Annotated in this window: 13 protein-coding genes and 1 pseudogene; 6 read left to right on the forward strand and 8 right to left on the reverse strand. The window is 64.8% G+C overall.

Translation table 11 applies throughout. From position 1 onward, the window contains the following. Positions 1-17: 17 nt before the first annotated feature. Complete coding sequence (locus ELS24_RS16605) at positions 18-1,046, forward strand: methyltransferase (protein ID WP_127184738.1); 1,029 nt, start codon at positions 18-20, stop codon at positions 1,044-1,046. Continuing rightward, positions 1,043-2,374, forward strand: a complete 1,332-nt coding sequence (locus ELS24_RS16610) for an MFS transporter (RefSeq protein WP_127184739.1) — start codon at positions 1,043-1,045, stop codon at positions 2,372-2,374. The genes ELS24_RS16605 and ELS24_RS16610 overlap by 4 nt, the downstream gene beginning before the upstream one ends. Before the next feature lie 103 nt (positions 2,375-2,477). Here ELS24_RS16610 and ELS24_RS16615 read toward each other — a convergent pair whose 3' ends face one another. Then, positions 2,478-3,347 carry an IclR family transcriptional regulator gene (locus ELS24_RS16615; protein ID WP_050446604.1) on the reverse strand — a complete coding sequence of 290 codons (870 nt, stop codon included), beginning with the start codon at positions 3,345-3,347 and terminating at the stop codon, positions 2,478-2,480. Positions 3,348-3,565: 218 nt separating this feature from the next. Between ELS24_RS16615 and ELS24_RS16620 the strand changes: the two genes are divergently transcribed. Both ELS24_RS16620 and ELS24_RS16625 read left to right on the forward strand, forming a co-directional pair. Next, positions 3,566-5,203, forward strand: coding sequence for a GMC family oxidoreductase (locus ELS24_RS16620; RefSeq protein WP_127184740.1), 1,638 nt, complete (start codon positions 3,566-3,568; stop codon positions 5,201-5,203). 94 nt (positions 5,204-5,297) lie between these two features. Beyond that, positions 5,298-6,638, forward strand: a complete 1,341-nt coding sequence (locus ELS24_RS16625; protein WP_127184741.1) for an MFS transporter — start codon at positions 5,298-5,300, stop codon at positions 6,636-6,638. A 21-nt stretch (positions 6,639-6,659) separates the two neighbouring features. Here ELS24_RS16625 and ELS24_RS16630 read toward each other — a convergent pair whose 3' ends face one another. From ELS24_RS16630 to ELS24_RS16640, 3 genes and pseudogenes are all read right to left on the reverse strand, one after another. Beyond that, a complete protein-coding gene (locus ELS24_RS16630) occupies positions 6,660-8,093 on the reverse strand; it encodes an efflux transporter outer membrane subunit (protein WP_127184742.1) in 1,434 nt (477 codons plus the stop codon). Positions 8,094-8,098: 5 nt separating this feature from the next. Continuing rightward, positions 8,099-11,247: pseudogene (locus ELS24_RS16635) on the reverse strand (multidrug efflux RND transporter permease subunit). Positions 11,248-11,287: 40 nt separating this feature from the next. Further along, positions 11,288-12,529 (reverse strand): efflux RND transporter periplasmic adaptor subunit, encoded by a 1,242-nt coding sequence (locus ELS24_RS16640; protein ID WP_127184743.1) that lies wholly within the window; start codon positions 12,527-12,529, stop codon positions 11,288-11,290. A 220-nt stretch (positions 12,530-12,749) separates the two neighbouring features. Here ELS24_RS16640 and ELS24_RS16645 point away from each other — a divergent pair, with 220 nt between their 5' ends. After that, positions 12,750-13,337, forward strand: a complete 588-nt coding sequence (locus tag ELS24_RS16645; RefSeq protein ID WP_127184744.1) for a TetR/AcrR family transcriptional regulator — start codon at positions 12,750-12,752, stop codon at positions 13,335-13,337. Here the strand turns inward: ELS24_RS16645 and ELS24_RS16650 are convergent, their stop codons facing one another. The 4 genes from ELS24_RS16650 to ELS24_RS16665 all read right to left on the reverse strand — a co-directional run bounded on the left by ELS24_RS16650 (position 13,338) and on the right by ELS24_RS16665 (position 18,403). Then, positions 13,338-14,348: an aldo/keto reductase gene (locus ELS24_RS16650; protein WP_127184745.1), complete on the reverse strand. Its 1,011-nt coding sequence runs from the start codon at positions 14,346-14,348 to the stop codon at positions 13,338-13,340. Between the two features lie 274 nt (positions 14,349-14,622). After that, the gene (locus ELS24_RS16655) at positions 14,623-15,600 is read right to left on the reverse strand and encodes an IS110 family transposase (RefSeq protein WP_127183152.1); all 978 of its coding nucleotides are present in this window, start codon (positions 15,598-15,600) and stop codon (positions 14,623-14,625) included. Between the two features lie 505 nt (positions 15,601-16,105). Further along, on the reverse strand, positions 16,106-17,167 hold the full coding sequence (locus tag ELS24_RS16660) for a serine hydrolase domain-containing protein (RefSeq protein WP_127184746.1): 1,062 nt from the start codon (positions 17,165-17,167) through the stop codon (positions 16,106-16,108). A gap of 36 nt (positions 17,168-17,203) precedes the next feature. Beyond that, entirely contained in the window at positions 17,204-18,403 is a 1,200-nt protein-coding gene (locus ELS24_RS16665) for a pyridoxal-phosphate-dependent aminotransferase family protein (protein ID WP_127184747.1), read from the reverse strand. A 214-nt stretch (positions 18,404-18,617) separates the two neighbouring features. Between ELS24_RS16665 and ELS24_RS16670 the strand changes: the two genes are divergently transcribed. Next, positions 18,618-19,418 carry a GntR family transcriptional regulator gene (locus ELS24_RS16670; RefSeq protein ID WP_428839644.1) on the forward strand — a complete coding sequence of 267 codons (801 nt, stop codon included), beginning with the start codon at positions 18,618-18,620 and terminating at the stop codon, positions 19,416-19,418. Positions 19,419-19,469: the final 51 nt, after the last annotated feature.

Here is a 19,469-nt window from a genome sequence, read left to right on the forward strand (position 1 = left end):
CTTCAACAAGGACACCGATGAGTTCGCCCACTACCCACCCCCTGCAACGCTACTGGGACCTGGCGGCCGCACCGATCCAGGCGGCCGCGCTGGATGCAGCGTTGGAACTCGGCTTGCTGGACCGCCTGACGCAGCCGGCCAGCGCCGCCGATGTCTCGCAAGCGCTGGCACTGCGCCCCGAGCAGACCGTGCATCTGCTGGACATGCTCTGGAGCCTGGACCTGCTGCACCGCATTGACGGCGACCCGGTGCAATACCTGTGCCAGCCCGAGGCCCGCAAGTACTTCTGCCAGGGCCAACCGGGCTACTGCGCCGACGCCTGGCGCTACCGGCGCCGCGCGCTGGCGCACTTCAGCGAACAACTGGGTGAACAACTGCATCTGGACGGACCCGCCGTCGAACCTTATGTGCAGACCAACGCCACCGGCTGGACGCAGGCCGCGCGAGTACAGATCGCGCAGGAGCAGCGCGCCATCGCCGTGGCCGCCGCCGAACATGCCATCGCATGCGTACCCGGCGCCACTCATGCGCGGCGCATCCTCGACCTGGGCGGTGGCCCGGGCTTGATCGGCATCGCACTGGTGCAACGCTGGCCTGACGCGACAGGCGTGGTGTTTGACTGGCCCGACACCGCTGCCGTGGCGCTGGAGAACATCGTCCAGGCGGGTCTGTCGGACCGCATGTCGGTCATCGGCGGCGACCTTGCCACCGATGACATCGGCCAAGGCTACGATCTGATCTGGTGCTCGTCGGTACTGCATTTTCTGCCCGACCCGCACGCCACGCTGCACAAGATGCACGACGCGCTGGCTCCTGGCGGAACGCTGGTGATGGTGCATGCCGAGGTGCCGGCCGATGCCCATGCCGCCGCCCGCGTGCTGCCCTACTACCTGCCCATGATGCTGCTGGGCCGGCGCGTCACGCGCGCGGGTGAATTGCATCAAGCCCTGCAAGCTTGCGGTTTCGCGGACGTGCGCGGATTCGATTCCGACCGCTTTCCGATGGCGCCCGTGCATGTGCTGGCCGCCCGCAAGGCATACGCATGAACGCGCCGCTACGCAATGGGTTGCGCCAGGCGCTGTTCGGCTGGTTGAATCTGGCGCTGACCGCGCCCGGCGTTTATCTGTGGTTGGGCCTGCCGATGGTGCTGCGTCAGCATGGCTGGTCCGGCACCGCCATTGGCCTGTTCCAACTGGCCAGCCTGCCGACCTTGTTCAAGTTCCTGCTGGCCCTGCCCTTGGAGCGCCGTCGTGCAACGCCCGCCACAACGAAAGCGGCTCCGCCAGCAGCGACGGTCCCGGCGGCCCGCGCAGCCTATCGCGGTTGGGCCGTCTTGCTGTTGTTGATCTATGCCGCCGTGTTGTGCGCGCTGGGATGGCGCAACCTGTTGGATGACAAGCGCGTGCTGTTCGCGCTGGCCACGGCCGCGGCGCTGGCTGGCACCTGGGCCGATGTGCCCGTCAACGCGCTGGCGATTCGCGTGCTGCCGCCATCCAGCCGCGCCTGGGCCGGCGGCGTCCGGTCGATGGCCTTGTGCCTGGGCGCCATTGCGGGCGGCGGTTTGATGCTGGTGGCGCAGGCGCGCTGGGGCTGGCAAGCGCCCTTTGCCATCATGGCGGGGGCCTTGGCCTTGGGCGCGGCCTCGCTTCTGTTCGTCCGCGAAGACCTGATCGGGGGGCAAACGAAATCCGCTCCAGACCGTGTTCACGGTAATGGCAATGGCGGTGGCAATGGGGACGGCAATGACAATCGCAATGGCAACGATGGCGCCATCGCCCATGTCTGGCCGCAGATCCGCGCCTACGTCAAACGCGACGACACGCGCCGTTGGCTCCCCTTGCTTGCTTTGCTGTTTCCCTTCATCGGGTCGGGATGGTTTTTCCTGAAGCCGCTGCTATTGGACCAAGGCCTGCCGGCCGAGCGAGTGGGCTGGCTGGTCGGCGTCGCGGGCGGCGCGGTGGGAGCGGTGGCCAGCGCGTGGTCGGCGCGTTGCAGCAAACGCATGCGTCCGGCCGTCACCGTGCCGTGGCACGCGGCAGCGGTATGCGCCGCGCTCTTGTCGTTGGCGGCCGCCGTCTGGTGGCAGGCGCCGCCGGCAGTCTTGATAGCCTGCGCCATGGGCATTGCCGCCGCGATGGGCGCCACGGCCGCGCTGACCTTCAGCTTGATGATGTCGCACGCCCGCCCCGGCTGGCAGGCGCTGGACTACGGCATCCAGTCCAGCGTGTTCTCGCTGACCCGCATCGCCGTGCCACTGGCGGCCGGAGTGCTGATGGACGCCGCCGGCCAGGTCGTGATGCTGGCCGCGCTGGCTGCCGCATCCGCCTGCGTGGTGTGGATGGCGCTACGCACGGCCCCGTCGTTGCGCGGCTAGCAGGCCAGGTCCGCGCCCGTGCCGGAAATGGTCGGAAGTGGTCGAAGTGACTGAAACGGAGTGACCGAAACGGAGTGGCCGAAGTGATCACACCGGCCAGGCATCAAGCCCCCGGCCGATGCAACGCCAGCACATCGTGCAACGATTGCGCCGCGCGTTGCAGCACCGGCACGGCGCGCAGCAAGTCGTCCAGCATGACGCGGGCCGTGGGGGCGTGACAGGCCACCGCCGCCACCACCCGGTCCTCGGCGTCTTTCACGGGCACCGCCACCGCGCTCATGCCGCGCACGAATTCTTCGTTGTCGATACCGATGCCGCGCGCGGCCAGGCGTTCCAGTTCTTCTTCCAGTTGCGCGGGGTCGGTCAAGGTGCGCGGCGTGTTGCGCGTCAGCGGCAGGCGGGCCACCACGCGGCCCCGTTCCAGCCGGTTCATTGACGCCAGGAACAGCTTGCCGCTGGCCGTGCAATGCATGGGCACATGGCTGCCCACCGCGAAGAACAGCCGCAAGGGTTCCGACGTTTCCACGCGTTCCATATAGACCACGCGGTCGCCGTCGGGCGCGGTCAGGTTGCAGGTTTCACCCAGGGTGCCGACCAGTTGCGCCAGCACCGCGCGGCAGGCCCGCGTGAAGGCCGACGCGTGCAAGGTGGCCAGCGCCAACGACGTGGCTTGCGGCCCCGGCACAAAGCCGTGTTCGGTGGGCGTGGACGCCACGAAACCGGCGCGCTGCATCGCGGCCAACAGCCGCATCAGCGTGGTCTTGGGCATGTTCAGCCGCTGTGCAAGCTGCGCCAAGGTGGGCGGATGCTGGGCGCGCGCCAGGTGTTCCAGCACCACCAGGGCACGTAGTGAACGCGCCGCCTCTTGCTGCTGTTCGGGCGTGTCGCCGTCGCTCGACTTCACCCCCGCCTTCGGCGTGGCCGCCGATGCTGCACTGCGATTTTGAAACCGAAGTTGCATGTTCCGTTCCATTTGTCCGCCCCCTCGCGCGTTGTGCTTTGTTCTACGCGCCTGCTTTCTAGAATCGCCACAGATGTCCAGCCGGTTCCCGCATCAACACCGGATGGGATCGAAGCAGTATATAAGTGCGCCCCGCCGCAACAAGCAGGGAAAACGCGCCGTCATGGGGCGGTGCGGGTTGCGGCGGCACAGGCGGCACAGGCGGCACAACAACAGGGAGACAAGGCGATATGTCCGATACCGTGGATGTCATCGTGGTGGGCGCCGGCTCGGCCGGATGCGTGATGGCCAATCGGCTTAGCGCCGACGGCACACACGCCGTCTGCCTGCTGGAAGCCGGCCCCAGGGACACCTACCCCTGGATCCACATTCCCATCGGCTACGGCAAGACCATGTTCCACAAGGTGGTGAACTGGGGCTACTACACCGACCCCGACCCCAACATGCTGGGCCGCCGCATCTACTGGCCGCGCGGGCGCACCTTGGGCGGCTCCAGCGCCATCAACGGCCTGATCTACATACGCGGCCAGCGCGCCGACTACGACGCCTGGGCGCGCGCGGGCAACCCCGGCTGGGGCTGGGACGATTGCCTGCCCTACTTTCGCAAGCTGGAAAACAACGACCTGGGCGCAGGATCCACCCGGGGCGTGGATGGCCCCTTGAACGCCACCTCCATCAAGACCCCCCATCCGCTGGTGGAAGCGATGATCGCCGCCGCCGGAACGCTGGGCGTACCGGCGGTGCGGGACTTCAACACGGGCGAGCAGGAAGGCGTGGGCTATTACCAACTGACCACGCGCAACGGCCGCCGCTGCTCCACCGCCGTGGCCTACTTGCGGCCCGCCGAAGACCGCCCCAACCTGCGCGTGGAAACCGATGCCCACGCCATGGCGATTCTGTTTGAAGGCGGACGCGCCTGCGGCGTGCGCTACCGGCAAGGCGGCCAGGTGCGAACGCTACGCGCGCGGCGCGAGGTAGTGCTATGCGCGGGCGCGCTGCAATCGCCGCAGTTGCTGCAACTATCGGGCGTGGGCCCCGCCGCGCTGCTGCGCCAGTTTGGTATCCGCGTGGTGCGCGACCTGCCCGGCGTTGGTGAAAACCTGCAAGACCACTTGCAGATCCGGCTGATCTACGAAACCACGCAGCCCATCACCACCAACGACCAGTTGCGCAGCCTGCCCGGGCGCGTGCGCATGGGCTTGCAATGGCTGCTGTTCCGGGGCGGCCCGCTGGCGGTCGGCATCAACCAGGGCGGCCTGTTCTGCCGGGTGGACCCGGCCAGCCTTACGCCCGACACGCAGTACCACTTCGCCACGCTGTCGGCCGACATGGCCGGCGGCAAGGTGCATCCGTTTTCAGGATGCACGTATTCCGTCTGCCAGTTGCGCCCGACGTCACGCGGCCAGGTGCGGCTGCGCAGCGCGGACCCGTTCGAAGCGCCGTCCATGCAGGCCAACTACCTGTCCACCGAGCTTGACCGCCACATGACGGTAGCGGCGGTCAAGCATGCGCGGCGGCTGGCCGCGACCGAGCCACTAGCCGGGCTGATGAAACGCGAATTCCGGCCCGGGCCCGAGGTGCGCACGGATGACGACATCCTGCATTTCTGCCGCGAACATGGGGCCACCATCTTCCACCCGTCGGGCACGGCCAAGATGGGGCCACGCAGCGATCCGATGGCGGTGGTGGACGAGCGCCTGCGCGTGCATGGCGTGGCCGGACTGCGGGTGGTGGACTGTTCCATCATGCCCACGCTGGTCTCGGGCAACACCAACGCGCCCGTGGTGATGCTGGCCGAACGCGCGGCCGATTTCATGCTGGAAGATTTCAAGCTGTCCCGGCGCCGGGCGGATCTTGTCGCCGCCTGATCGTCACCCCATCGACAAGGAAGTCCCGAACGAAGCTAAAGCCAGACCCGCGCACGGCGCCGCAGAGCGCCCCGCCCCATCAAAGGAGACTGCAATGCCCAAGCAAAACGAAGCCGCGGTACGCAAGGTCGTCACCGCATCGCTGATCGGCGCCACCATCGAGTGGTACGACTTTTTTCTATACGGCGTGGTCGCCGGCATCGTATTCAACAAGCTGTACTTTCCCACCGGCGACCCGCTGGTCTCCACCATGCTGGCCTACACCACCTTCGCGGTGGGCTTCATCACGCGGCCATTGGGCGGGCTGATCTTCGGCCACTTTGGTGACCGCATCGGCCGCAAGAGCATGCTGGTGATGACGCTGATGATCATGGGCGTGTCCACCTTCCTGATCGGCCTGGTGCCCACCTACGACAGCATCGGCGTGTGGGCGCCCATCCTGTTGCTGCTGCTGCGCATCTTCCAGGGCATCGGCCTGGGCGGTGAATGGGGTGGCGCGGTGTTGATGGCCTACGAGTACGCGCCGCCGGGCAAGAAAGGCTTTTATGCGTCGCTGCCGCAGATCGGGCTGGCGATCGGGCTGTGCCTGGCGTCCGGCACGGTGGCGCTGCTGTCCACCTTGCTGACCGATGAACAGTTCATGGCCTGGGGCTGGCGCATCGCCTTCCTGGCGTCCGCCGCCATGGTGCTGGTGGGCATGTACATCCGGCTGAACATCAAGGAAACGCCGGAGTTCACGGCGGTGAAGGCCAACAACGCCGAAAGCCGCATTCCGTTTTTCGACATGCTCAAGCGCTATCCGGGCAACGTCTTCAAGGGCATGGGCGCGCGCTACATCGACGGCGTGTTCTTCAACGTGTTCGGCGTGTTTTCCATTTCGTACCTGACGCAGACCGTGCAGATCACGCGCACCGAGGCGCTGATCGGCGTCATGGCCGCCGCGCTGGTCATGTGCTTTTTCATTCCCTTCTTCGGCCGCTTGTCCGACCGCATCGGCCGCACGCGCGTCTACTTCTGGGGCTCGTTGATCACCGCGCTGGCGTCGTTTCCGGGCTTCTGGCTGATGCTGAACAGCCAGGGCAACGTCATGCTGATCTGGCTGGCCATCATCATCCCGTTCGGCATCTTCTACGCCGCCGTGTACGGGCCCGAAGCCGCGCTGTTCTGCGAGCTCTTCGACGCCAAGGTGCGCTACACGGGGATCTCGTTCGTCTACCAGTTCTCGGGCATCTTCGCGTCGGGCATCACGCCCATCATCGCCACCGCGCTGCTGAAGACGGGCGGCGGGCAGCCATGGCTGATCTGCCTGTACGTGCTGTTTGCCGGCGCGGTATCGGCCTGGTGCGCGTGGCTGATCGGGCGCGGCAAGCCCGCCGAAGACCCGGTCGCGCAGTCTACGGCGCCCCTGCCTCGCGCGGGTTTGCGCAAGGCCTGAGCGGGGTCTGAGCGTGGTCGCTCAGTTGGCCTGCGCCACGGGCGGCTGGACGCCGGTCCAGCCGCCGCCCAGCGCCTTGAACAAGGTCGCCAGCGCGATCTGGCGCTGCGTGCTGACTTCGATGTAGGTCAGTTGATCGGTGAACGCGCTACGCTGCGCGTCCAGATAGCGCAGGTGGCTGTCCACGCCCCCGCGATAGCGCGCTTCCGACAGGCGCATGGCTTCCTGGCTGGACTCGGCCAACGCCCGCCGCGATGCCTCTTCGCGCCGCAAGGTGTCCGTGGCGGCCAGCGCGTCGGATACCTCTTTGAACGCGGTCTGAATCGCCAGCTCGTACTGCGCCACCGCGATGTCCTTGCGCACCGTCGCCAGGTCCAGGTTGGCCACATTGCGCCCGCCCGAGAAAATGGGCAGCGTGATCTGCGGCGTGAACGACCAGGCCCGCTGACCACCGCCGAACAGGTCGGACAGGTCCGCGCTGGACGAACCGAACAGGCCCGTCAGCGTGATGCTGGGAAAGAACGCCGCCCGCGCCGCGCCGATGCTGGCGTTGCGCGCTTGCAGTTCATGTTCGGCGGCCAGGATGTCGGGCCGACGTTCCAGCAGTTCCGACGGCGCACCCGCCGCAATCTCCTGCACCAGCACGGGTGACGTAGGCAGTTGCTTGGGAAGGTATGGACGCAGATCGTTCACACCCACCAACAGGGCCAGCGCGTTGCCGGCTTGACGGACCTCGCGGTCGATACGCTCGCGCTCGGCGCGTGCCTGTTCGGTCAGGCCCAAGGCCTCTTGGTAGTCCAGCGCCGTGGCCGCGCCGGCCTGGCGTCGTTGGGCGGTCAGGTGCAGCGACGCCTCGCGGCTGGCCAACGTCTGCTCGGTGACTTGCAGGCGGCGCATCGCGCTGTCGCGCGTGAGATACGCCTGTATCACTTCAGCCACCAAGCTGATGCGGGTGCTGTGCGCGGTTTCTTCGGTAGCCAGATAGCTTTGCAGCGCGGCGTCCGACAGGCTGCGCACGCGGCCAAACAGGTCGATCTCGAACGAGGTCAGCCCAATACCGGCCTGGTAGCTGCTTTGCACGGCAGAACTGCCCGTGCTGTTCAGGTCACCCGGCACCCGCTGCCGCGTGCCCGTGCCTTGCGCGTTGATGCCCGGCAGGCGGTCGGCGCGTTCAATGCGGTACTGCGCGCGAGCCGCCTCGATATTCAGCACGGCCTGGCGCAGGTCGCGGTTATTGTCCAGCGCCAACGCCACCAGTTGACGCAAGGGTTCGTCGGTGACGAAGGCCTGCCAGTCCAGCGTGCCGGCCGCCGAAGGCGCCGAGGCTTCCGGCTGGCCGAACTGCGTGGGGATGGGGGCATCAGGCCGCTGATAGACCGGCGCCATCGAGCAGCCGGCCAGCGCTGCCGTCAACATCAGGGCGCCCAGGGAGCGCGAAAAAGAAGTTTGCATCATGACGGTCATTCCTCGGCCGTGCGTGTGGCAGGCAAGGCATCGGGGGCCGGCTTGCTGCGATTCTTGGGCAGCAGCGACAGCACCCAGACAAAGAAGATGGGCACGAAAATCACGCCCAACAAGGTGGCGGTCAGCATGCCGCCGATCACGCCCACACCCAAGGCGCGCTGGCTGGCCGCGCCCGCGCCGCTGGCCAAGGCCAGGGGCACCACGCCCAGAATGAACGCCAGCGACGTCATCACAATGGGACGAAAGCGCAGCTTGGCAGCCTGGATGGCGGCGTCCGCCAACGTATGGCCCTGCTCGCGCAAGCTCTTGGCGAATTCCACGATCAGGATGGCGTTCTTGGCCGCCAAGCCGATGATGGTGATCAGGCCCACCTTGAAATACACATCGTTGGACATGCCCAGCACGGTTACCGCCAACACCGAACCCAGCGCGCCGATCGGCACGATCAGCATCACCGACGCCGGAATGGCCCAGCTTTCATACAGCGCCACCATCAACAGGAAGACCACCAGGAACGCCAGCGCGAACAGCATGGGCGCCTGCGCCCCAGCGAATTTCTCTTGGTACGACAAGCCGGTCCATTCGTAGCCGATGCCGTTGGGCAGTTCGGACACGATCTTCTCAATCACGGCCATGGCCTCGCCCGTGCTGTGCCCCGGCATCGCGTCGCCCGCGATCTTGAACGCGGGGTAGCCGTTGTAGCGCGAGATCTGCACGGGGCCATTTTCCCAATCGGTCTTGACGAAGGCCGACAGCGGCACCATGCCTCCCGACTTGTTCGGCACGTTCAGCATCAGGATGCTTTCGGGCGTCATGCGATCACGCACGTCGGCCTGCACCACCACGCGCTGCAAGCGCCCGGCGTTGGCAAAGTCGTTGACGGTGGCCGAGCCATAGGCCGACGAGATCGCCGTGCTGATCGTGTCAAAGCCCACGCCCAGCGCTTCGGCCTTCTGGCGGTCGATGTCCAGGCGCAGCTGCGGCGCGTCGGCCAGGCCTTCCATCATGGCGTAGGCGATGACGGGCGAGCTATTGGCCTTGGCCAGCAGTTGGTTGCGTGCATCGGTCAGCGCCTGGCGGCCCAAGCCGCCCCGGTCTTGCAGGCGCAGCGCAAAGCCGCCCGAGTTGCCCAGGCCGTCGATGGGCGGCGGGTTCACGGCCATGATGGAACCGTCCGGAATCACCGCGAAGCGTTCGTTCACGCCCGCCGCGACGTCAGAGGCGGCTTGGCCCTTGCCACGTTCAGACCAGTCTTTCAGCGTGGGAAACGCAATGCCCGCGTTCTGGCCGGTGCCCGAAAAGCTGAAGCCCATCACGGTAAAGGCGTCGCCCATGGCGTCCAGCGACATCAGGTGTTCCTCGACATCCGCCACGACCTTGTCGGTGCGGTTGTAGGTAGCGCCCGGCGGCAACTGCACGTCGACGATGACGTAGCCCTGGTCTTCGGCCGGCACGAAGGATTCCGGCACGCGCACGTACAACACGCCCAGCACCGCCACGATGGCCACATAGATCACCATGTAGCGGCCGGTGCGCTTGACCAGCCGCGAGTTCAAGGCTTCGAAGCGCCCGGTCAGCCGGTTGAACATACGGTTGAAGCCGCCAAAAAAACCCTTCTTCTCGTCGTGATGCCCCTTCGGGATGGGCTTCAGGAAGGTCGCGCACAACGCCGGCGTAAAGGTCAGCGCCAGGAAGCCCGAGAACAGAATCGACACCGCCAGCGACAGCGAGAACTGTTGGTAGATCACGCCCACCGAGCCGCTCATGAAGGCCAGCGGCAGGAATACGGCGGACAGCACCAGCGTGATGCCGATGATGGCGCCCGATACCTGCTCCATGGCCTTGATCGTGGCCTCGCGGGGGGCAGGCCCTCTTCAGCCATGATGCGTTCCACGTTTTCGACCACCACGATGGCGTCGTCCACCAGGATGCCGATGGCCAGCACCATGCCGAACATCGTCATCATGTTGACCGAGAAACCCAGCACCGACATCACCCCGAACGTGCCCAACAGGCAGACCGGCACGACGATGGTGGGAATCAGCGTGTAGCGGAAATTCTGCAAGAACAGGAACATCACCAAGAAGACCAGCACCATGGCTTCCAGCAGCGTATGCACGACCTTGGTGATGGCCACGCTGACAAACTGCGAGGTATCGAACGGCACCGAGAATTCCACGTCCTCGGGGAACGAAGCGGACAGTTCCTGCAAGCGCGCCTTCACGGCCTTGACCGTGTCGATGGCGTTGGCGCCCGGCGCCAACTGCACCGCCGCGCCCACCGACTTCTTGCCGTTCAGGCGCGTTTCAAAGTCGTAGCTCTGGCGCCCGACTTCCAAGCGGGCCACGTCCGACAGATGCACGACCGAACCATCGGCATTCGCGCGCAGCACGATGTTGCCGAATTCCTCTGGCGAATCCAGCATGCCCTTGACGGCCAGCGTGGCCGTCAGCTCTTGTTCGGCCGAACCGGGACGGCTGCCGAAACTGCCGGCCGGCACCTGCACGTTCTGCGCGGCGATGGCCGCGTTGACGTCCGCCACCGACAGGCCCAGGCCCAGCAGTTTCTGCGGATCGATCCACACGCGCATGGCCGCTTCGGCGCCAAAGAACTGCACCTTGCCCACGCCTTTGACGCGGCGGATCTCGTTGTTGATGTGACGCGCGGCATAGTCCGACAAGCCCACCACGTCCTTGTGCGCGTCTTCGCCCTTGTAGGTCAGCGCGTAGATCATCAGGAAGTTCGAGCTGGCCTGCTCCACCTGCAAGCCCTGCTGCGTCACCGCCTGCGGCAAGCGTGCTTCCGCTTTCTTGATGCGGTTCTGCACGTCCACCTGCGCCAGGTCCGGGTCCATGCCCGGTTCGAACGTGACGGTGATTTCAGCGCTGCCGCTCGAACTGCTGGACGACTCGTAATACAGCATGTTCTTGGCGCCGTTCAGCTCTTCTTCGATGACGCTCGTCACCGAGTCCACCAGCACCGAGGCCGATGCGCCCGGGTAGGTAGCGGCAATGGTCACCTGGGGCGGCGCCACCACCGGAAACTGCGACACCGGCAGCGACGGAATCGCCAGCAAGCCCGCCAGCGAAATGAAGATGGCCACCACCCACGCAAAATTGGGGCGGCCAATAAAAAACTTGGACATGATCTACCTTTGGGTATGCACGCAGTGCGTCGGCGGCTGCTTAGTTCGCGACATGGCTGGCGGCTGCGTTGGTGGCCGGGTCAGTGGCTTCATGGGTCGCCCCGTTGCTTGCCGCGTTGTTTACCGCCACCCGTGCTTGTTCAGCGGGCGGCGCCACGCTGACTTTCTGGCCCGGCACGGCGGCCGACACCCCGCCCACGATCACGCGGTCGCCCACCGCCAGACCGTCCACGATGTGCCAGTCCGAGCCACGCATCGTGCCGGTTTGCACGGCGCGCGATTCCACTACGTCGTCCTTGCCCACCAGCATCACCTGCGGCTTGCCGTCGGTGCTGCGCGTGACTGCCCGCTGCGGCACCAGGATGGCGTTGAGGTCCACGCCCTGCTGCGTTTGCACGCGTACATACATGCCGGGCAACAGCAACACATCGGGGTTGGCGAATTCGCCGCGCACCGACACCTGCCCGGTTGTCCGGTCTACCGCGATATCCGAGAACAGCAGCTTGCCGCTACGGCGTTCGTCCGTGCCGTCGATCGTGATCGAGATGCTGGCGCCCTCGCCCTGCCCCAGGCTGCCGTTCTGCAACGCCGCGCGCATGCGCAGCATGTCGGCCACGGGCTGGTTGAAGTCGACGTAGATGGGGTCCAGTTGCTGGATCGTTGCCATGGCGGTGGCTTCGTTCTGGCCGACCAGCGCGCCTTCGGTCACCTGCGCGCGGCCGATGCGGCCAGAGATCGGCGCCTTGACCGTTGCGTAGTCCAGATTCAGTTGCGCGGTCTCGACGTCGGCCTGGGCAGACCGGCGCGCGGCCTGGGCGCTTTTCAGCGTGGTGGTGGCGGTATCGAAATCCTGCTGGCTGACGGCTTCGATCTTCACCAAGGGGGTGTAGCGCTTCAAGATGGCTTGCGCGTCGGCCACGGCGGCATCCGCCTTGGCCAGCTCGCCCTGCGCGCGCGACAGCGCGGCCTTGAACGGCGCGGGGTCGATGCGGAACAGCACGTCGCCCGCCTTCACGTCGGCGCCTTCCTCAAAATTGCGCGTCAGCACGATGCCCGCCACGCGGGCGCGCACTTCGGCCACTCGGACCGGTTCGACGCGCCCGGGCAAGGTGCTGGACAGCGCATAGCGCTGCGTTTGCACCTCAAGCACTTGCACCGGACGCGGCGTGTCGGCCTGCGACTGGTTGGGGGGTTCACCGCCGCAACCGGCCAAAACCAGGGTCAAGCCCAAGGCCGCCACCAATGCCGTTGCAGGCAAGCGCCGCTTCATCTGAATCTTCATTTTTTTACCTTGCGCCCCGCGGCACTGTTTTTTCACCAAGCTGCGGATGCTACTTGAAAGATTGATTTGAATCAATAACGATTCATTTGATTATCAAAAGATCATCAAAGACCATTAACAAGTCGTTTCTTGTCAAATCAGCAAAAGTTTGCACAAGCTGAATCCTGCATGCTCCAATACCCCGCAAATGGGGATCTCACGCACATAACAGGGGAAGGCGATGTCTGACGACACAGGACACGAGCGGTTTTTGGTTGCGTTGGCGTTGGCGATGGTGGACCAGCCGCGCGCCACCTTGCAGGACCTGGCCAAGGCCGTGGGCGTCAGCAAAGCGACGCTATACCGCTTCTGTCAGACGCGGGACCAATTGGTCCTGCGGCTCACGACGCATTGCGCGCACATCATGAAGAAGGCGCTGGCGGACTCGCATCTGGATAGCGCGCCGCCGCGCGAGGCGCTACGCAACCTGATTCAGCAGAACATGGCGCACAAGGAATTGACGGCGTTCCTGATGTACCACTGGAAGCCCGACAACGAGCAGCAGCCCGACATCATGAGCAGTTGGTCGGGTTATCAGGAGTCGTTGGATGCGTTCTTTCTGCGCGGCCAGCGCGAAGGCGCCTTCCGCGTGGACATCACGGCGGCGGCGCTGACAGAGATGTTCTTCGGCGTGCTGACCAGCATGGTGGACGCCGAACGACGCGGGCGCGTCGCACGGCTGGGCATTGCGTCCGTGGTCGAGCAGATGATGCTGCACGGCATCGCCAGCGAACCGGTGCGCGCCCCGGCCCAGGGCGCACCGGCCTGATCAGGCGCTGGCGACGGGACGACCGAAGAACGGGTAGTTCGGGTCGTTGTAGCCGTGGCTGGACGCATGGCCAGGGACGACCCAGCCGTCCACGATGGCTTCGTCTTCGGGCGTGATGGTGACATCCAGCGCCGCGTAGTAGTCGTCCATTTGCGCCAGCGTGCGCGGGCCGGCGATCACGCCGGTGATGATGGGGTTGGCCAAGACCCAGGCGGTGGCGAAATGGCCCGGCTGCACGCCGCGCGCGGCGCTGTGCTGCACCAGTTGCTGGGCGATCTGTAGCGATTCTTCGCGGAATTCAGTCGCCAGGATGCGGCGGTCACCACGGCCGGCCCGGGTATCGGACGCGGGGGTTTGGCCCGGCAGATACTTGCCCGTGAGCACGCCACGTGCGATGGGGCTGTAAGGCACCACGCCCAGGCCGTAGTGCTTGCACGCCGGCAAGATTTCGACTTCAGGGCCACGGTTCAGCATGTTGTAGTACGGCTGGCAGACCACCGGCTGCGGCACGCCCATCTTTTCGCACAGGCGCATCACCTCGGCAATGCGCCATCCCCGGAAGTTCGACAAGCCAAAGCTGCGCAGCTTGCCCGCGCGGATCAGGTCGCCCAGCGCCCACAACGCTTCTTCCAGGTTCTCTTCGTGAAAGTCGCGGTGCAGGTACAGGATGTCCATGAAGTCCGTACCCATGCGCGCCAGGCTTTGCTCGACGCCGCGCATCAGCCATTGACGCGAGTAATGCGACTGGTTCGGCCCCTTGCCGACCGGGTTGCCGATCTTGCTGGCCAACACCCAGTCGTGGCGTTGCCCTTGCAGCAGTTTGCCCACCACTTCTTCCGAGCGGCCTTCGTTGTAGACGTCGGCAGTATCGATGAAGTTGACGCCATGGTCACGCGCCGACGCAACGATGCGCGCGGCCTCGTCGTCCGGCGTCTGCTCGCCAAACATCATCGTGCCCAGGCACAAGGGCGAAACGCGAAGATTGCTGGTTCCCAGTCGACGGTATTTCATGGGACATTTCCCTTTCAAATGTAGGATGGGTGAAGCGCGAATATGCACGCCAAAAGAAAAGCAAGGCGGAACGCGCGCAACCCATCAAGCAGCATAGGCCTCGCGAAGATTGTTCCTATATAGAGGCCATCACAAGAAAACCGTATAGGAACCGTCGCAAGAAAACCGTTGCGCTGCACGATGGGTTGCGCGCGTTCGACGTCTGCTTGCTATGTTGCGGTTTCGCGCGCTTCACCCATCCTACACCTCGTCGACGGCGTTTCCCACGTAGATTCTATGGTTTGGCGCAAGCCTGGCTGGCCATAAAGAGGTTTACATCGAAGGGTTTGCGCGATTTCCATACGCCGAAGGCGATGCGTAGGAGTTTTCTGGCGATGATGTTTAATGCCTGCGTTGAGGCCCAGCCCTTGACTCGTAGCGCTGTGTAGAGGGGTTTGAAGGCAGCTGTTCGGCTTGCTGAGGATGCCGCGTTGTAGGCAAGGCTTCTCAGGGCCGCATCGCCTTGCTTGCTGAGTTTACGCAGGCCTTTGTAGGCGCCAGACTCCTTGGGCCTGGGGTCTAGCCCCGCGTAGGCCACCACGGCGTCCGAGGAGGCGAACGGGATGCGGGCGAAGGCGGTCACCAGTGCGGCCCCAGTCAGCTTTCCCACGCCGGTAATGCTGGTGATTAAGTTGAAGTCGTCGGCCAAGGCGGGTTCGGCAGCGATCTGATCGAGCATTTCGCGCTCAAGAGCGTCTGCCAACTGCGTCAAGGCATCCAACGCTCGCTGGACCTGAGCTTGCGAGCCCACGTGTTTGTGCCGATCGCTGGACAGGCGCAGCCTCGTGCGCGTCGTGACCGCCACCTTGCGTAAGCGTTGGATCTGACTCAGGCGCTCGATGTGCTCCGGGCAAGGTTCGTACCTATGCAACCGCTCGTGCTCGAGCGCCACGTAACGCGCAATCATGACAGCGTCGAGTCGGTCGGTCTTGCCCCGTTGAGCCTGCGACTTGGCGTAATGGTGCAGGGCCTTGGGGTTCAGCACGTAGACGCGCAGCCCACGCTCATATGCCAGGTCGGCCAACAGGCGCTCGTAGCCACCGGTGGACTCCATGGCAAGAACGCTTCCGCGCGGCAGCGTTTGCAACCATTTTTCCAAGCCAGTCGTTGAGTTTTTGACGGCCCGGGTCAACGGCTTGGCCGCCCCGTGCATCGCCACAACAACCTCGGATTTCCCCACATCCACACCAAAGAAAGATTGAGACGTTTGCATCTCTAGACTCCCTGCGATAGCGTTGTGTCTGCTGGGGAAGCCGCGCCCGATTCGTTACCTTGCGATCAATCGGCGGTCATGGCCGCTAGATTCTTAATCGACGTATTTGGGCGGGGTGGGATATCTACCGACGTCAGTCCGCTAGTGACGGCTGATGGATGGGTGCGTCCCGATCCCCAGCACCCCCGAAGCAAGATCGGTAAGTGCTATGAAAACATACAAGGATGGGTGAAGCGCGAAGACCCACGCCAAAAGAAAAATAAAGCGCGACGCGCGCAACCCATCAAGCAGCATAGGCCTCGCGAAGATTGTTCCTATATGAAGGCCATCACAAGAAAACCGTTGCGCTGCACGATGGGTTACGCGCGTTCGACACCTGTTTGCTATGTTGCGGTTTCGCGCGCTTCACCCATCCTACACCTCGTCGACGGCGTTTCCCACGTAGGATGGGTGAAGCGCGAAGACACACGTCAGAAGGAAAATAAAGCGGAACGCGCGGAACCCATCAAGCAGCCTCGCCCGCATCCACCGCCGCCAAAATCTTCCCAAACAGCGCATCAGCGTGTGCCGAATTCAACCAGCGCACGATAACCACCATCTTGCGCTCCGGTTCCACCCACGTGAACGAGCTGCCCGCGCCCACGCCGAAGAAGCTGGAAGCCGGCACGCTGGGAAACACGCGGCCTTCGTGGTTCAGCCAGATCAGATAACCGTAATACGGCGCAATCTCGCAGGGCGTACGCATCGCCTGAATCCATTCACGCGACAGAATCTGTTTCCCATTTGCGGCCTGGCCGTCATTCAACAGCATCTGACCGATCAGCGCCTGGTCGCGCGCGCTGATGGACATGCCGCCGCCCCAGTGCGAACCGCCCGGCACCGACGGCATGCGCTGGCCGTCGATCTCGACCCAGGCGGTGTCGTAGCCTACCCATTGCCAATCTTCACTAGCGCCGATGGGGCGCGTGACGGCTTCGCGGAAAACGTCCGGCAGAGGTTTGCGGAACAGGTGCAACAGCGCATACGACAACTGGTTGATGCGGACGTCGTTGTATTCCCAATAGGTGCCAGGCTGCTGCAAGGGCCGCGCATCGCCCTTCTTGCCGTCCGGCGGCACGCCGAAGGTGACGGCGCGATAGCGGTCTGCCTGGTCCGACACGCCGAAGCGTTCGCCTTCCCATTCACTGGTCTGCTGCAACAGATGGCGCCAGGTGATGTCGGCGTTCTGCCCTTCATCAAAACCGATGCCCGGCACGCGCTTGCCCACGGGCTCGTCCACGTCGGGCAACAGGCCACGGTCATGCGCCACGCCGGCCAGAATCGCCAGGTACAGCTTGGCCACGCTGAAGGTCAGATCGGCGCGCTCGGGCTCACCCCAGGATGCCACCGTCTTGCCGTCCACCACCACCACGCCCGACACCGGGCCACGATCGTGAATGGGGCCCAGCAGGCGGTTCCAGGGCGGCGGGTCGTTCAGGTGCACGCCAAAGTTGCCCTTGACGCTGCGGTCCCAGGTGGATTCGTGTTCATTGGCGAATTCAATCGCCTGCTGCATAAGCGTGTTCATGGTTTCCCTTCGTGTTGTCTTTGTCTTGCTTGATCTTCAGACCGCCGCCGCGCCCTCGGGCGTGCGCGCCAGAAATTCCATCGCGGCCTGCACGCCGCCGGAACGATGCGGCACGCCCGCGGCGGCCAATCCCATTTCGACGCCGGCCAGCGTGCCGCACAGCGTCAGGTCGTTGAAGTGGCCCAGGTGGCCGATGCGGAAAATGCGGTCGGACAATTTCCCCAGACCCTGCCCAAGCGACATATCGAAGCGTTCCAGAATCAGCTTGCGCAGCGCGTCGGCGCTATGGCCCTCGGGCATCATCACCGCGGTCAGCGCGGGGCTATGCGCGGCCGGATCCAGGCTCAGCAGTTCCAGCCCCCAACCCGCCACGGCCAGGCGGGTTGCGCGCGCGTGGCGTTCGTGGCGCGCGAACACAGCGGGCAAGCCTTCGGCTTGCAACATGGCCAACGCTTCATGCAGGCCGTACAGCAGATTGGTCGACGGCGTATACGGGAAATAGCCCTTGGCGTTGGCCGTCAGCATTTCGCCCCAGTCCCAATACGAACGCGGCAGACGCGCGCTATCGGCTGCCGCCAGCGCACGCGCGCTGACGGCGTTGAACGCCAGGCCCGGCGGCAGCATCAAGCCCTTTTGCGAGCCGGCCACGGTGACGTCCACGCCCCATTCGTCGTGGCGGTAATCAATCGAACCCAAGGAAGAAATCGTGTCCACCATCAGCAGCGCGGGGTGCGCGGCGCGGTCGATCGCGGCACGCACGGCGGCGATGTTGCTGGTGACGCCGGTAGACGTTTCGTTATGCACCACGCACACGGCCTTGATGCGATGCTGCGTGTCTTCGGCCAGGCGCGCGCCGATCACGGCGGCGTCAACGGGATGGCGCCAGTCGCCTTCCACGTAATCCACCTCCAGCCCCAGCCGCCCTGCCAGCTTCTTCCACAGGCTGGCGAAGTGGCCGGTTTCCACCATCAGCACGCGGTCGCCGGACGACAGCGTATTGACCAGCGCCGCTTCCCAGGCGCCCGTGCCCGACGACGGAAAAATCACCACCGGCGATTGCGTCTGGAAGACCTGCTTCGCGCCTTCCAGCACCGCGAGGCCCAGCGCGCCGAACTCGGGTCCGCGATGATCGATGGTGGGTTGATCAATGGCGCGCAAGACGCGGTCGGGCACATTGGTTGGCCCCGGAATCTGCAAGAAGTGCCGGCCGGACAGATGGGTGTTCAGGGTAAGCATGCGTAGCCCCAGGGTGGAATTTTTTGTATACCAGTGAAAGAAGCGCGGCGTTTAACACGGCGTTTGAAACGGCCGGGGCCGAGCACGCGGACTTGCAGCATGCGCCACTCTATCCCATTGTTTTTGCATCGATAACCTAGGGTATACACCCATGATTGAAGTCGCGGCGACAGGTTTATAGTGCAAAAAAACACGGGGAAATGTTGGTATACCAATGAGCAGCAATCCTAGCCTGATGCCGGATTTGGCCAGGTCGGCACGCGCCGATTCCGCCATGCCCGACGCGTTGCCAAACGCCGCCGCGCCCGCCGCGCCCGCCGCGCCACGCGCCGCCAGCAACGGCCGCACGCTGCCCGGCACGGTTGCCAGCGCGCTGCGCGAACGCATCATCCAAGGTGAATTCCCCCCCGGTTCCCGCTTGAACGAACGCGCCTTGTGCGACTTGCTGGGCGTGTCACGCACCCCCTTGCGTGAAGCCTTCCGCGTATTGGCGGCCGAAGGCCTGGTGCAGATCGAACCCAACCGCGGCGCGCAAGTCGTGGCGCTGTCGGAAGCCAACATCCGCGAGGCCTTCGAAGTCATCGGCGGCCTGGAAGCCATGTCTTGCCGGCTGGCGTGCGAACGCGCCACCGACCTTGAAATTGCCGAGATCCGCGCGCTGACCTACGAAATGATGGCCAGCCACGCGCGCCACGACCTGCCTACCTACTTCCACACGAACCGCGAGATCCACGAACGCATCAGTCTGGCTTCGCACAACAGCCTGCTAAAGCAGTTGTACGACGCGCAGAACGCGCGCATCCAGAACCTGCGTTTCGTGTCGAACGAGAACCGGCAGAAGTGGGACTTGGCCATGCGTGAACACATCGAGATGGCCGAGGCCCTGGACGCGCGCGACGCGGACCGGCTGGCGGGCATCATGCGGCAGCACTTGCAGCGCAAGTGCGAGGCCGCGCTGAAAAGCCTGAACCCCGATGCGGCGCCCCCGCCCGCGCAATCGTCCAAATCTGGTTGAGCCTGCCCTCCCGGCGCAAGGACGATAACGATAAAAACAGGGTGGCGCGAC

It is taken from the genome of Achromobacter spanius (assembly GCF_003994415.1).
Taxonomy (GTDB): Bacteria; Pseudomonadota; Gammaproteobacteria; order Burkholderiales; family Burkholderiaceae_B; genus Achromobacter; species Achromobacter spanius_C.